The 15420-nt window shown below is 44.8% G+C and carries 10 protein-coding genes; all 10 read left to right on the top strand.

Annotated elements, in window-relative coordinates; translation table 11 throughout:
• Positions 1 to 17 precede the first annotated feature (17 nt).
• A complete protein-coding gene (locus ACQRD1_RS08720) occupies positions 18 to 1802 on the top strand; it encodes an ABC transporter ATP-binding protein (RefSeq protein WP_427787262.1) in 1785 nt (594 codons plus the stop codon).
• A gap of 69 nt (positions 1803 to 1871) precedes the next feature.
• Positions 1872 to 2633 carry a tyrosine-protein phosphatase gene (locus tag ACQRD1_RS08715; protein WP_347375611.1) on the top strand — a complete coding sequence of 254 codons (762 nt, stop codon included), beginning with the start codon at positions 1872 to 1874 and terminating at the stop codon, positions 2631 to 2633.
• Between the two features lie 15 nt (positions 2634 to 2648).
• The gene (locus tag ACQRD1_RS08710) at positions 2649 to 3521 is read left to right on the top strand and encodes a hypothetical protein (RefSeq protein WP_427787261.1); all 873 of its coding nucleotides are present in this window, start codon (positions 2649 to 2651) and stop codon (positions 3519 to 3521) included.
• A gap of 1 nt (position 3522) precedes the next feature.
• Positions 3523 to 4983: a polysaccharide biosynthesis tyrosine autokinase gene (locus tag ACQRD1_RS08705; RefSeq protein WP_427787260.1), complete on the top strand. Its 1461-nt coding sequence runs from the start codon at positions 3523 to 3525 to the stop codon at positions 4981 to 4983.
• Positions 4984 to 4988: 5 nt separating this feature from the next.
• Positions 4989 to 6482, top strand: a complete 1494-nt coding sequence (locus ACQRD1_RS08700; protein ID WP_427787259.1) for a polysaccharide biosynthesis tyrosine autokinase — start codon at positions 4989 to 4991, stop codon at positions 6480 to 6482.
• 13 nt (positions 6483 to 6495) lie between these two features.
• Positions 6496 to 7434: an LCP family protein gene (locus tag ACQRD1_RS08695; protein WP_427762184.1), complete on the top strand. Its 939-nt coding sequence runs from the start codon at positions 6496 to 6498 to the stop codon at positions 7432 to 7434.
• Positions 7435 to 7717: 283 nt separating this feature from the next.
• Positions 7718 to 9142 carry a D-alanyl-D-alanine carboxypeptidase family protein gene (locus tag ACQRD1_RS08690; RefSeq protein ID WP_427787258.1) on the top strand — a complete coding sequence of 475 codons (1425 nt, stop codon included), beginning with the start codon at positions 7718 to 7720 and terminating at the stop codon, positions 9140 to 9142.
• Positions 9143 to 9344: 202 nt separating this feature from the next.
• Complete coding sequence (locus tag ACQRD1_RS08685; protein ID WP_235232486.1) at positions 9345 to 9515, top strand: hypothetical protein; 171 nt, start codon at positions 9345 to 9347, stop codon at positions 9513 to 9515.
• 161 nt (positions 9516 to 9676) lie between these two features.
• Positions 9677 to 12841 (top strand): isoleucine--tRNA ligase, encoded by a 3165-nt coding sequence (gene ileS, locus ACQRD1_RS08680; RefSeq protein WP_427787257.1) that lies wholly within the window; start codon positions 9677 to 9679, stop codon positions 12839 to 12841.
• Between the two features lie 37 nt (positions 12842 to 12878).
• Positions 12879 to 15365 (top strand): glycogen/starch/alpha-glucan phosphorylase, encoded by a 2487-nt coding sequence (locus tag ACQRD1_RS08675; protein WP_235232484.1) that lies wholly within the window; start codon positions 12879 to 12881, stop codon positions 15363 to 15365.
• Positions 15366 to 15420: the final 55 nt, after the last annotated feature.

The following is a 15420-nucleotide window of genomic DNA, read 5'->3' as shown; positions in this document are numbered from 1 at the left end:
ATACGTGGAGGAATTAGATGGAAGAAAATCAAAGTGGAAGAGGAATATCCTTTGAATCGTTGGATATATTGATAAAGAGATGGAAGGATGGGACATTTTCGGAGATCATTGATGATTGGAAATGGATTTTTTCCTATAGTAAGAGATACAAGGGTGCGATCATATTCTATACGCTGCTTGGTATATTCAGTACATCCATGGGGCTTGTGAGCAGTGTGGCGAGTAAGTATATGATTGATATTATTACCGGATATCAGACGAGCAAGCTGTGGATCATGATTGCGATCACACTGGGAAGTGCGGTGTTCAGTCTGGTGTTTTCCAATGTGATCAACCGTGTGTCAGCAAAGCTGAGTATCTATATTAATAATGATATTCAGGCGGATATATTTGATAAGATTATAGATGCAGACTGGCTGGAGATTAATAAGTACAGCAATGGTGATGTGCTGAATCGTTTTAACAGTGATGTGAGCACGGTCAGCAGTAATGCGATCAGCTGGCTTCCGACGATTGTGATCGCAGTCTATAATTTTATAGCAACGTTTGTAGTGATCTGGCATTATGACAAGGTTATGTCTCTGCTTGCTTTTGCAAGCGCACCGGTTATGCTTCTGATGTCTAAGTTTTTGATCAAAAAGCAGCGGGAGTATGCAAGAAAAGTCAAAGAGATGAATAGTAACATGATGACTTTTGAGGTGGAGACTTTTTATAATTTTGATACGATCAAGTCTTTTGGAATATCTTCTTTATATGGAAAGAAGATGCGGGAATGGCAGAGAAAATACAAGGACGTCAGCCTGGAGTACAATATGTTCTCTATTAAGACAGGGGTATTCATGTCAATCATGGGAATGATCGTGCAGTATGCGGCATTTGGCTACTGTCTGTTCCGTCTGTGGACGCATGATATTACGTATGGAACGATGACATTGTTCTTGCAGCAGAGAGGCAACCTGAATTCCGCGTTTAATAATGTGATTTCGATTATTCCGAACTTTTTAAACAGTTCAATTTCTGCACACCGTATCCGGGAACTGGCACAGCTTCCGAAGGAAGTGCATATTGCGGAGAGCAGTAAGCTGGATGCGCTTGCAGAGCATGGATTCGAAGTGCGGATGCGGGATGTGGATTTTTCCTATGTGGAAGGAACACGGGTAATTACAAAGTCTTCGTTCCAAGCATGCCCGGGAGAGATCGTGGCTTTGGTAGGACCGTCTGGAGAAGGTAAGACAACCATGATTCGTCTGATCCTTGGATTGATTCGTCCGGAAGCGGGACAGGCAGTCATGAAGGGATCGGATGGAAGTGAAGTGGAGATGAATGTGGAGACGAGACATCTCTTTGCCTATGTTCCACAGGGAAATACAATTCTGTCGGGGACGATTGCGGAAAATATGCGGATGGTGAAGGAAGATGCCACGGATGAGGAGATTATTGAGGCGTTGAAGGTGTCCTGTGCATGGGATTTTGTCGGAAAGATGCCGGAGACGATCAACAGTAATATCGGTGAGAGAGGCCGTGGTTTTTCCGAGGGACAGGCGCAGAGAATTGCCATTGCAAGGGCGGTGCTTCGGGATGCCCCGATTCTACTGCTGGATGAAGCGACGTCTGCATTAGATGTAACGACGGAACGCCAGGTGCTGAGAAATATTATCAATCAGCGGCCGAACAAGACTTGTATTGTGACGACGCACCGGCCGAGTGTGTTGAATATGTGTCAGCGGGTATACCGGGTGATGGAAACGACGGTCACCGAACTGTCAGAGGAAGAAGCTGGAAAGATGGCGATGGATTTTTAGTAGTTTTTTACACAGAGAATGCATTTTGTGATATAATTACACATTATTGCATGAATAAAGGATGATAAAATGATAGATATACATGCGCATATTTTACCAGGTATAGATGACGGGGCGGAGGATATATACGATACTCTTGAGATGGCGAGAATGGCGGTAGACAGTGGCGTGAAAGCTATGGTGGCGACGCCGCACTGTAATCTGCCGGGGCTTTTTGATAATTATTTTAGCGATGCTTATGTCAAGGTGTTCCAGGATAGTGTACGGGCGTTGGCAAGGGAGAAGATTCCGCTTAGGCTGTATCCGGGAATGGAGGCTTTTGCGACGTATAATCTGCCGGATCTGCTTGTGGATGGGAAGATTATGCCGCTCAATCAGAGTCGCTATGTGTTGGTGGAATTTTCTTTTGATGAAGATCCTGATTTTGCAACGGATCTGCTGCGCAGGATGTGTGCGGTAGGTGCCAAGCCAGTAGTTGCACATGCGGAGCGATATGAATTTATTCAGGACCGGCCGCAGATTGCGTATCAGTGGAGACTGAGCGGATGTGTGATACAAGTGAATAAGGGGAGTTTTCAGGGGAGATTCGGAAGAAAGGCACAAAGGATAGCTTATCGTATGCTTAAGCATAATCTGGTCTCTGTTGTGGCAAGTGATGCACACAGTCCGTTTCAGAGGACACCGTATATGTTGGATGCATATGAGGAAGTGTGTGAGGAGTATTCTAAGAGATGTACAGATCTTGTGTTCAAACACAATCCTGAGAGAATCTGCAGTAATAGTCCCATATTGAAACGGAAACCAATCGAGTTTTCTGAGTATGATATATAGATAAGGAAGTAGAGTATGAGAAGATTAAGAATAGTCATATGTATAATATTTGTCGTGTCGTGTATTCTGTTTGCAGGATATCAGGTGAAGGTAAGAGTGTTGGAAGATCATACGGCACCGGAGATTCAGTGTAAGGAAGATACGGTGTCCGTCAGCGTGGCAGATCAGGAGGAGGCTCTCTTAAAGGGGGTCACGGCGAAGGATAATAAAGATGGGGATATTACAGATTCTATTCGAATCTCCGCGATGTCACATTTCATTAATAATAAGCGTACCGTGACGTATGTGGTCTTTGATAAGGCCAATAATATGGCGACTTTGGAACGGACGGTGGAATATACAGATTATACGTCTCCGAAGATCCACATGCTGAAGCCTCTGCGTTTTTCCAGTACAGATCAGGCGGATACAACGATGTCAGAGTATCTGTCCGCGGAGGATTGTCTGGATGGGGATCTGACCAATCAGATTCGTACGATTGTGGATAACAGTTATTATAGTGGACAGGCAGGAACATTTCCGGTGACTCTGCAGGTCAGCAACAGTGCAGGAGATGTGTGTTCGGTAGCGGCAGAGATGACGATTACGGATTCAGATGACCGTCAGGAGCATTATAAGGAGTATCCGCTTTTGTCAGAGTATATCGCATATACAACTGTGAATCAACCCATTGATCCGGCTGCTTATCTGATTGGAATTGAGAAAAATGGGACGGAATATACTTATGAAGCGGATGGTGCTATGATTGCCGGAACCAGGGAGGCAATCGGAATTGCATCTTATGTAGATTATGAGAATCCAGGTGTCTATACGGTGGAATTTACTTATACAGGTGACAGTGGTGTGACTGCAGTTACCAAGTTGTATGTGGTTGTGGAAGGAGAATAGAATGAGCAGAGACGAGAAAAATAGAGACGAGATATCGGCAGCAGTTGATTCGGGAGTCGATCTTTTTACTCTGGTGCAGGATATTCTCAGGAATTGGTGGGTGATTCTTCTGGGAGCACTTGCAGGAGCGATGTTAACCTATGTAGTAACGAGTGTACAGTATGTCCCGGAATATACGACGACGGCTACATTTGTTGTCGGTTCCAAAGGAAGTAATAATACCTACAGTAATCTTTCAGCAGCATACAGCATGGCACAGACCTTTGAAAAGGTATTGAAAAGTAATGTCATGGAGAAGATTATCTGTGAGAATCTTGGAATGGAAGAAGTAGATGCGAAGATTACTACGGAGGTAAAGGAAGGGACCAATCTGCTCACGCTTAATGTGACCGCAGATACGGCGAAGGATTCCATAGATATTATCCGGACGATCATGGAGCACTACTCAGAAGTGTCCATTTATACGGTGGGAAATGCAGTCCTTAGTGTGCTGGAAGAACCGAAGATGCCTTATGCATCGACCAATCCATTGAACACGAGAAGAGAGATGAAGAAGGGATTCTTAGGTGGAGCCGGAATATGTGTCCTCTTATTCGGCCTCTTATCCTTTATGCAGAATTCGGTCAAGCAGGAGAAAGAGATTGAGAAGAAACTGGATGCGAGAAGTCTTGGTGCGATTAGTTATGAATTCAAATACAAGACGTTACAGGAGTTCGTACATCATAAGAAATCTGCTGCGCTGATCGATAATCCAATTGCAAGTTTCCCGTTTGTAGAGAGTTACAAGAAGCTGGCGGCGAAAGTGGAATACCAGATGGCGAAGGATGATCGCAAAGTTCTGGTGGTTACAAGTACCGCGGAGAATGAAGGAAAGTCTACGGTGGCAGCGAACCTTGCAATCAGTCTTGCGGAGCAGGGGAAGAAGGTTATTCTTGTTGATGGTGATATCCGCAGACCTTCTCAGTTCCTGATCTTTGATCTGAAGGTTGAGGAGAAGAATGAGCTGGGTGAATTCCTGAAAGGTTCTGGTGTGCTGACGGATATATTGATGAAAGGGGAACGACCGCATCTGTTCTTCCTTGGCGGAAGAAACTGTTATTCTTCTTCCACTGAGATCCTTCATACAGATAAGCTTCCGAAGTTGATGAATGCATGTAGAAAATATGCGGATTATGTAATCATTGATACTCCACCGGCAGGGCTCATGGGAGATGCGCAAGTATTTGCACAGTGTGCAGACGCGGTATTGATGGTAGTAAGACAGAATTATATGCTGGCTGAAGATGTTAATGATATTATGGATGATTTTCGTGATAATCATACGAAGATCCTGGGTGTTGTGCTCAATGGAGTGCAGACATTTTCCAGTGTGGCAGACAGCTCGGTCGGACGCTATTATGGCAAGTATGGATATGGACAATATGGTCATTATGGGAATTATAATAAGAATAGAGGGAATTGAGGCATATGGAAGATTATAGAGAAATGTCCGGGAAGGAATCTCGGGAAGCGCCTGAGAAGATAGATCTTACGTCGCTTCTGGTTGATTTTTGTCAAGGGGTGCGTAAGTTATGGTGGCTGATCGTAGTTTTGACTGTGTTTTTTGCAGTGAAGAATTATTTTACTACTACAACTACTTATGTGTCTCAATATGTTGCGTCGGCGACGGTATCGGTGAATTCTACCACTGGAAGTTCTGCACAGGATATGGCACAGATATTTCCGTACATTCTTACCAGCGGTGTTCTGGAAGATGTAGTGGCGGAAGATCTGGGAGTGAATGCCCTTCCAGGTACGATTAGCGCAGAGGCGGATGAGGGAACCAACCTGCTCACAATCTCTGTGACGGCAGATGACCCGCAGGTGGCGTATAATACACTGGTCTCTGTGTTAGACAATTATCCGCAGGTAGCAGAGTTTGTTGTGGGAAAGACGCAACTCACCGTGTTGGATGAGACGGGAATTCCGTCAGATACAAAGCGTTCAGAGGTAATTCGAGGTTCCTATAAGAGAGGCGCTTTAAAAGGAGCTTTGATTGGATGTGTCATACTGGTTCTCTATGTGTTGCAGAGAAGAACGGTGAAGTCCAAGAAAGAATTAAAAAAGCAATTGAATCTGATGGATTGTGGAAGTGTTCCGTATATTCGGGTGAAGAAGCGTAAGAAAGAGACATTTCACAATACGTTAAGTCTGTTGAATGAAAGAATCTCACAAGGATATGTGGAAGCAATCCGAAAAATAAGAATTAAGGTAATGCGGGATATGGAGGAGAATGGTTTCCAGTCTCTTCTGATTACCAGTTCCATTCCAGGAGAAGGTAAGACGACCCTTGCGGCGAATCTGGCTATCTCAATCGCGAAGCAGGGGAAGAAGGTAATCCTTGTGGACTGTGATATGAGAAACCCATCTGTTGCGGGTGTGATGAATGAACAGGAGAAGCACCCTGGGCTTGGAGCGGTTCTGAAAAAGGAAGTTGCCATTAAGGATGCTATGGTAAATGTAGAAGTGCAAAATGGAAGTCTGAAGGTGCTCTACGGTGGTGAGAATGACGAAGGAAATACGAAGCTTCTGAGTTCAAAGAGCATGCGGGCGTTGGTTCAGGCATTGATCAAGCAGGCGGATGTTGTCATATTTGATACGGCCCCGTCAGGATTGCTGGCAGATGCCCCGGTACTTGCACGATATGTGGATGCAGCTCTCTATGTGGTGCGTTATGACCATACGAAGATGAGGCAGATCCGGGAAGGTGTGCAGGCTCTTGCGATGAGCGGAATCCACATCATCGGTTATGTATTTAACAGTGACAGTTCAAGCAGAAGCCGTGGATATGGGTATGGTTACAGCTATGGATATAAGCGTTATGGCGGCTATGGGCGTTATGGAAGCCGGAGTCATTATGGAAATTATACGGACGCAGAAAAAGGAACACAGGATCAAGACGGACGTGTCATTAAGGAGTAAGGAGGCACTGTAGATGAAGTTTTTCAGAAAGCATAAAAAGCGGAAGATTATAGGAATTGTCATACTGGCAGTGATATTGTTGATTGTAGGTGTCTATGGTTCTATTATCTGGAAATTCTACAAAGATACGGTTGATATTGTTCCTGCAGATGAGGTGGATCCAAAGGCGAAGTCTGTAAAAATTGCAGAGGCGGATCAGAAGGATGACGAGGTATACAATGTGCTGTTGGTCGGTACAGATTCCAGAGATCCGAATTCAGACATGGGACGTTCTGACAGTATGATGCTGGTTTCATTTAACAAAAAGGAAAATAAATCTACGGTGGTTTCCTTCTTGCGAGATTCGCTGGTAGATATCGATGGTTATGGCAAGAGTAGACTTGGTCATACCTACGCATATGGAGGGGTCGGTCTTACGATCAACACCATCAATAAGACTTATGATCTGGATATTCAGAATTATATTACCATTAATTTTGAAAATCTGGTTGGCATTATTGACGAGATCGGAGGCGTGAAGGTATATATTTCTGAAGAAGAGGCAGAATATTATCGTCAGAACGGTATGCCGAATATCCAGTCCGGCGATGTGATTCTGACAGGCTCCCAGGCACTGGCGCATGCCAGAAACCGTACGCTGGGAAGTGATTTTGAGAGAACGAGAAGGCAGCGCAGCGTCATGTACGGAATATACCGCAAAGTAATGGAAGATAAAGATCCTTCCTCCATTCTCTCGCTGATCAATTACTGCATGAATCAAGTTGAGACGAATATGAGCGTGACAGAGATCTACGATATGGCCAAAGATGTCCTGGCGGTAGATAATCTGAAGATGCAGCAGGCAAGTCTTCCGCAGGATGGAACTTATACGGATATCACCTATGAGGGGATGGCAGTATTGGAGATAGATTTTGATGCGAATAAGAAGTTCCTGGAGGAATTGCTGTATTAATCGCTGGATGGTTGCGTGAATGGTAAGATTTGAATATGTTTTGTGATAAAAGGAGAGGCGTGTACTCTCCTTTTTGTGTATGGTGCGTGGGTGTTGAGTTATCTTGTGTATTCATATTGCGCATTTGTATTGTGTTGCGCGTTTGTATTGTGTTGCGCATCAACATAGGTACATAGTGTGCATAACATTGTACATGGAAATAAAGAGGGAGATATGATAAAATGAGTAAGAGATATAGAGCATGCTCTGTAAAGGGTGCTCGGAATGTACGGAGGAAATATCTATGAAAAGAGGCAGGCGGATCCTGGCAGTCTTTTTGATGATGGTCGTCTTGTCGGTCATCTTATGTGGTGGAATCTGTCCGGGAATGATCCTGACGGCATCGGCCACAGAGGCGGCAGAAGAGGGGGACGAAGGGCTGACGGAGCAGGAGAAAGCCGAGAAAGCGGAGCAGGAGTTGCAGCAGCAGGTCTATGCGATGCCGGTTGAGAGTAATGGATGGGCGAACTGGCCTCAGGGACCCGGAACCTATGGCGAGGCGGCGATTGTGATGGAGGTAGGAACGGGAGCGATCCTGTATGCGAAGAATATTGACGATCACCACTATCCGGCAAGTATTACCAAAGTGCTGACAGCGTTAGTGGCGTTGGAGAATGGACAGCTGACGGATACGGTGACATTTTCCCATGACAGCGTAGCATTCCTGCAGCCGGGAGATTCTTCGGTGGGCTTGAAAGAAGGCAACATCATCTCGCTGGATCAGGCTTTGCACGCTACTTTGCTTGCATCGGCCAACGAGGCGGCTTATGCGGTGGGAGAAAGTGTGGGAATCAATGCCGGATACGATTATAACTGGTTCCTGGAACAGATGAATATCCGGTGCAAGGAACTGGGCGGAGAGAATTCGAATTTCGTGAACACCAATGGGCTGCACGACCCGAATCATTATACCTGTGCGAGGGACATGGCACTGATTGGAAGAGAGTCGTTCAAGTATCCAGAATTCTTCAGTATTGTACAGACTTTGAATTACGAGATTCCTGAATCAGAGACCACGGAGCAGCACGTCTTCCAGCAGAAGCATAAGATGCTGATTCCAGGGAACTCGAATTATTATGAATATGCGATTGGTGGAAAGACCGGATACACGTCCGATGCACTGTCTACGCTGATCACCATGGCAGATAACGGAAACTTACAGTTGGTGTGCGTCGTGCTGCGTACCCACGGGGCAAATATATACCCCGATACAAGAAATCTCTTCGATTATGCATTTGCCAACTTCCAGAAGATCTCCGTGGCAGAGAACGAAACATCAGAAGATGTGGATGAATGCAGTGGATATGTCGTGGTGCCAAATGGCGTGGAATTCACGGACTTGGCTATGGAGATTATTCCAGATGGCGGGACAAGTACAGAAGCCACACTAGAATATCGCTATGATGATCAAGTAGTTGGCTCTGCCCGGGCTGTGCTAAGCCAATCTTATCTGGCAGAACACTCCGCAAAAGTGCAGGATGTCAAAGAGCTGCGGGCGCAGACAAAAGAAAAATCGGAGGATAATGAGAAAAACCTGTGGGAAAAGCTCGTCGAGAAATTCGGCAAAAAGTCCCTGGCCGAAAAAATCATCATCCTCGTAGCCAGCATCTTATTACTGGTGCTGATTGCAGTATTTTTACGCACCATGATCGTCAGAAAACGAAAGTAATTTGGGACGGGGGTTTTTTCATTTTCCTCCGTCCCAAATTAAAATATCCCTGTCCCTTTTTCGATTTACCCTGTCCCCTTTATACAATATGACGAAAAATATGCAGAATCATTGTGAAAAAATCCCTTGACGAATCAAGGGGGTTTTCAGTATAATAAAACCGCATATTGAGAAAAATGTTGACGAAGACAGTAGGTTATATTTGAACGATGCAGAGAATCGGGGATGGTGGGAGCCTGATACAAGTAGAATATATCTGAATATCACTTCCGAGTTGCAGTTCCTGAAAGGCGGTAAGTTGAACCGAGTAAAGGCTGCCGGGATTCGCCCGTTACAGAGAAGACATATGATAGTATGTTTAGGTGGTTTATAAACGTAAGTACAGCTTTCGTCCTATTCAGGACGGAAGCTTTTTTGTTCTATATCCACGAAAAAATCATTTTGGGTACAGGGCATTTTTCAATTAGGTACACCACATTTTTTATTTTGGGACGTAGTACTTTGCAAAAGTACTACGTCCCCAAGGAGGTTATTATGTATAAGAAGGTTTCTACAGATTTGAATTTTGTGGACAGGGAGAAGGCTACTGAGAAGTTCTGGGAGGAGAATCACATCTTTGAGAAGAGTATGAAGGAGCGTGAGGGGAACGAGATCTACATGTTCTATGATGGTCCTCCGACTGCGAATGGTAAGCCGCACATCGGGCATGTGCTGACGCGTGTTATCAAGGATATGATCCCGAGATATCGTACGATGAAGGGTTATGAGGTTCCGCGTAAGGCTGGATGGGATACCCACGGTCTGCCGGTTGAGCTGGAGGTTGAGAAGGCTCTTGGCCTGGATGGCAAGGATCAGATCGAGGAGTATGGTCTGGAGCCATTTATTAAGAGATGTAAAGAGAGTGTATGGAAATACAAGGGTATGTGGGAGGATTTCTCAGGTACTGTTGGTTTCTGGGCGGATATGGAGAATCCGTATGTTACGTATGATAATAACTTTATTGAGTCTGAATGGTGGGCATTAAAGAAGATCTGGGACAAGGGTCTTCTGTATAAGGGATTCAAGATCGTGCCTTACTGCCCGCGTTGTGGAACTCCGCTGTCTGCGCAGGAAGTTGCGCAGGGATATAAGGATGTTAAGGAGCGTTCTGCGATCGTTCGTTTCAAGGTCATTGGCGAGGATGCTTATTTTCTGGCATGGACGACGACGCCTTGGACATTGCCGTCTAATATCGGTCTCTGTGTGAACCCGGATGAGGAGTATGTGAAGGTAAAGGCTGCGGATGGTTATGTATATTACATGGCCGGAGCACTGCTTGATACGGTTCTTGGCGGTCTGGCGGAGAAGTCTGGCGCTGCTGAGGGAACCGCTGATTATGAAGTCCTTGAGACTTATAAAGGAAAGGACCTGGAGTACAAGGAGTATGAGCCGTTGTATCAGTGTGCTTATGACTGTGCAGCGAAGCAGAATAAGAAAGCGTTCTTTATTACCTGTGATTCTTATGTAACATTGACAGATGGTACTGGTGTGGTTCATATCGCACCTGCATTTGGTGAAGACGATGCCAAGGTCGGACGCAAGTACGACATGCCGTTTGTTCAGCTGGTTGATGAGAAGGGTAATATGGGAGAGACGACTCCATTTGCCGGATTATTTGTGAAGAAGGCTGATCCGGAAGTGCTGAAGGATCTGGAAGCAAGAGGACTGTTGTTCGATGCTCCGAAGTTCGAGCATAGTTATCCACACTGCTGGAGATGTGATACTCCGCTGATCTATTACGCTCGTGAATCCTGGTTCATCAAGATGACGGATGTTAAGGACGATTTGATTGCGAATAATAATACCATCAACTGGATCCCGGAAAGTATCGGTAAGGGTCGTTTCGGCGACTGGCTGGAAAATGTTCAGGACTGGGGTATCAGCCGTAACCGTTACTGGGGAACTCCGCTGAATATCTGGGAGTGTGAGTGCGGACATCAGCATTCCATTGGCAGCATTGCGGAATTGAAGGAAATGTCTGACAACTGTCCGGACGATATCGAGCTGCACCGCCCATATATTGACGAAGTGACGATTAAGTGTCCGATCTGTGGTAAGGAAATGCATCGTGTTCCAGAGGTTATCGACTGCTGGTTCGACTCTGGATCTATGCCATTTGCTCAGCACCACTATCCATTTGAGAATCAGGAATTGTTCGAGAAGCAGTTCCCGGCAGATTTCATTTCTGAAGCGGTAGACCAGACCCGTGGATGGTTCTATTCTCTGCTGGCGATCTCTACTCTGATCTTCAACAAGGCGCCATATAAGAATGTTATCGTTCTGGGCCATGTGCAGGATGAGAATGGACAGAAGATGAGTAAGTCCAAGGGAAATGCGGTGGATCCATTTGACGCACTGGAGAAATACGGTGCAGATGCGATTCGTTGGTATTTCTATGTAAATAGTGCTCCGTGGCTGCCAAATCGTTTCCACGGAAAAGCAGTAACCGAAGGACAGCGCAAATTCATGGGAACTCTGTGGAATACTTATGCTTTCTTCGTACTGTATGCGAATATTGATGAATTTGATGCAACCAAGTATGCATTGGAATATGATAAATTATCCGTTATGGATAAATGGTTACTGTCCAAGCTGAATACTTTGATCAAAGAAGTAGACGATGATCTTGGCAATTACAGAATCCCGGAAGCAGCAAGAGCATTGCAGGATTTTGTAGACGATATGAGTAACTGGTATGTAAGAAGAAGCCGTGAGCGTTTCTGGGCAAAGGGAATGGAGCAGGATAAGATCAATGCTTACATGACTCTGTACACAGCACTTGTAGAAGCCTGCAAGGTTGCCGCTCCGATGATTCCGTTCATGACGGAAGATATTTACCAGAATCTGGTAAGAAGCATTGATAAGGATGCGCCAGAAAGTATTCACCTGTGTGACTTCCCGGTTGCAAATGATGCTTATATCGATGAGGAACTGGAGTCTAACATGGATAAAGTCCTGAAGCTGGTAGTGATGGGACGTGCCTGCAGAAATGCTGCAAACATCAAGAACCGTCAGCCAATCGGACAGATGTATGTAAAGGCATCTTTTGAGCTTCCAGAATTCTATCAGGAGATCGTAGAAGACGAATTGAACGTAAAAACTATGACATTTACACAAGAAGTCCGTGATTTTACGTCATATTCTTTCAAACCTCAACTAAAGACAGTGGGACCAAAATATGGTAAAATGTTAGGAGGCATTAAGGCAGCGCTCGGTACGATCGACGGAAATGCAGCAATGGATGAGTTGAATGCTACAGATGCCCTGAAGTTAGATATTAACGGACAGGAGATTACACTGTTCCGTGAAGATCTGTTGATTGAAAGCGCTCAGATGGAAGGCTATGTATCTGAAAATGATAATGGTATCACAGTGGTTCTGGATACGAATCTGTCAGAAGAGCTTCTGGAAGAAGGATTTGTACGTGAGATCATCAGTAAAGTACAGACCATGCGTAAGGAAGCTGGCTTTGAAGTGATGGATAAGATTGAGATCACTTATGAAGGAACAGAGAAGGCTGAGAAAGTATTTGCAGCAAATGCAGAGACTATTGGAGATGAAACACTTGCACTGAAGGTGGAGAAAGCGGCGCCTGCAGGTTATGTAAAAGAGTGGAAGATCAATGGAGAAAAAGTGACACTTGGCGTGGAAAGAAAATAATCTTGCCCCAGGCTTGAGTAAAGGAAGGGAAAATATTATGTATAATCCAAGATTTGAAAAAGAAGCATTTAAAAAAGAAGTGGAAAGCAATGTAAAGCATTTATTCCGCAAAACAGTAAAAGAGGCAACACCACAGCAGCTGTTTCAGGCAGTATCATATGCAGTAAAAGAAGCAATTATTGATGACTGGATCGCAACGCAGAGACAGTATGACAAAGATGATCCGAAGATCGTATATTACATGTCTATGGAGTTCTTGTTAGGAAGAGCACTCGGTAATAACCTGATCAACATGACAGCGTATACAGAAGTAAAAGAAGCATTGGACGAGATGGGAATTGACCTCAATGCCATCGAAGATCAGGAGCCGGATCCGGCACTTGGTAATGGTGGTCTGGGACGTCTTGCAGCCTGCTTCCTGGATTCACTTGCATCTCTGGGGTATGCTGCATATGGCTGTGGTATCCGTTATCGCTATGGAATGTTCAAACAGAAGATTGAAAATGGTTATCAGGTAGAGACACCGGATAACTGGCTGAAGGATGGCAATCCATTTGAGTTAAGAAGACCAGAATATGCCAAGGAAGTTCGCTTTGGCGGAAATATCCGTGTTGAGTACGACAATCAGACTGGGGATATTCGCTTTAAACAGGAAAACTACGAATCTGTTATGGCGGTTCCATATGATTATCCAATCGTAGGATACAATAATCATGTGGTTAACACCTTACGTATCTGGGATGCAGAGCCGATCGTAGACTTCCAGCTGGAGTCATTTGACCGTGGAGATTATCACAAGGCAGTAGAGCAGCAGAATCTTGCAAAGAATATCGTAGAGGTTCTGTATCCAAATGATAACCACTATGCAGGAAAAGAGCTGAGACTGAAACAGCAGTATTTCTTCGTGTCTGCAAGTCTTCAGGCAGCGGTTGCAAAATATAAGAGAAAACACGACGACATTCACAAATTATATGAGAAGATGACCGTGCAGATGAACGATACACATCCAACAGTTGCAGTTGCAGAATTAATGCGTATCCTGCTGGATGAAGAGAATCTGGGATGGGATGAAGCATGGGAGATCACGACAAAAGTCTGTGCATACACCAACCATACGATTATGGCAGAGGCTCTGGAGAAATGGCCGATCGATCTGTTCTCAAGACTGCTTCCTCGTGTATACCAGATTATTCAGGAGATCGACCGCCGCTTTATTGAGCAGATCCGTGCAATGTATCCGGGTGATGAGAATAAGGTTAAGAGCATGGCAATCTTAAGAGACGGTCAGGTGAAAATGGCTCATCTTGCAATCGTTGCCGGTTACTCTGTCAACGGTGTGGCAAGACTTCACACAGAGATTCTGAAGAAACAGGAATTAAAAGATTTCTACCAGATGATGCCACAGAAGTTCAACAACAAGACAAATGGTATTACGCAGAGACGTTTCCTGATGCATGGTAACCCGCTTCTTGCTGACTGGGTAACCGAGAAGCTTGGAACCAAGGACTGGATCACAGACCTGTCTCTGATGAGTGGACTGAAGCCGTTGGCCGACGATCCGAAGGCTTGTCAGGAATTCATGGATATTAAGTATAAGAACAAAGAGCGTCTGGCAAAATATATTTTGGAGCACAACGGAATCGAAGTGGATCCAAGATCTATCTTTGACGTACAGGTAAAACGTCTTCACGAATACAAACGTCAGCTGTTGAATATTATGCATGTTATGTATCTGTACAATCAGATCAAAGAGCATCCAGAGAAACATTTCTTCCCAAGAACATTTATCTTTGGTGCTAAAGCATCTGCAGGATACATCCGTGCAAAACAGATCATTAAGCTGATCAATTCCGTTGCAGATGTCATCAATAATGACCGCAGCATCAACGGCAAGATTAAAGTTGTATTTATCGAGGATTACCGTGTATCCAATGCAGAGATGATCTTCGCGGCAGCAGATGTCAGCGAGCAGATCTCAACGGCTTCCAAAGAAGCATCTGGTACTGGTAATATGAAGTTCATGTTAAATGGTGCTCCGACTCTTGGAACTATGGACGGTGCAAACGTAGAGATCGTGGAAGAAGTCGGAATTGAGAATGCATTTATCTTCGGTCTGAGTTCAGACGAAGTCATTAACTATGAGCAGAATGGCGGCTATAATCCATGGGATATCTATAACAACGATCCAGATGTGCGCAAAGTCGTTGACCAGCTGGTAAATGGAACCTACTCAAATGGCGACACAGAGATGTACCGTGATCTGTACAATTCTCTTCTGAACACCAGGGGCGGCAACCGTGCAGATATGTACTTCATTCTGAAAGATTTCCGCGCTTATGCAGAGGCACAGGAGAAGGTAGGAGCAGCTTACGAAGACAAGGAAAGATGGGCGAAGATGGCTCTTCTGAATACTGCTTGCTGTGGTAAATTCTCTTCTGACAGAACCATTCAGGAATATGTGGATGATATCTGGAAACTGGATAAGGTGACTGTTGAAGTGAATAATGAGGTTCCTGAGTATTAATAAGATGTTCAAATCGTGAAAAAATAGAATAAAATATACGGCCCTTCCATACAGT

The organism is Bariatricus sp. SGI.019 (assembly GCF_050315235.1).
Lineage (GTDB): Bacteria > Bacillota > Clostridia > Lachnospirales > Lachnospiraceae > JAFBIX01.
Note: the sequence above shows the minus strand (reverse complement) of the source record. Positions and strands in the feature narration are given on the sequence as shown.

Bases quoted from the DNA above. Each gene is read 5' to 3' on its own strand.
- ACQRD1_RS08720 (WP_427787262.1), top strand. From the start codon at position 18: ATGGAAGAAAATCAAAGTGGAAGAGGAATATCCTTTGAATCGTTGGAT.
- ACQRD1_RS08705 (WP_427787260.1), top strand. From the start codon at position 3,523: ATGAGCAGAGACGAGAAAAATAGAGACGAGATATCGGCAGCAGTTGAT.
- ACQRD1_RS08695 (WP_427762184.1), top strand. From the start codon at position 6,496: ATGAAGTTTTTCAGAAAGCATAAAAAGCGGAAGATTATAGGAATTGTC.
- ACQRD1_RS08700 (WP_427787259.1), top strand. From the start codon at position 4,989: ATGGAAGATTATAGAGAAATGTCCGGGAAGGAATCTCGGGAAGCGCCT.
- ACQRD1_RS08690 (WP_427787258.1), top strand. From the start codon at position 7,718: ATGAAAAGAGGCAGGCGGATCCTGGCAGTCTTTTTGATGATGGTCGTC.
- ileS (WP_427787257.1), top strand. From the start codon at position 9,677: ATGTATAAGAAGGTTTCTACAGATTTGAATTTTGTGGACAGGGAGAAG.
- ACQRD1_RS08675 (WP_235232484.1), top strand. From the start codon at position 12,879: ATGTATAATCCAAGATTTGAAAAAGAAGCATTTAAAAAAGAAGTGGAA.
- ACQRD1_RS08715 (WP_347375611.1), top strand. From the start codon at position 1,872: ATGATAGATATACATGCGCATATTTTACCAGGTATAGATGACGGGGCG.
- ACQRD1_RS08710 (WP_427787261.1), top strand. From the start codon at position 2,649: ATGAGAAGATTAAGAATAGTCATATGTATAATATTTGTCGTGTCGTGT.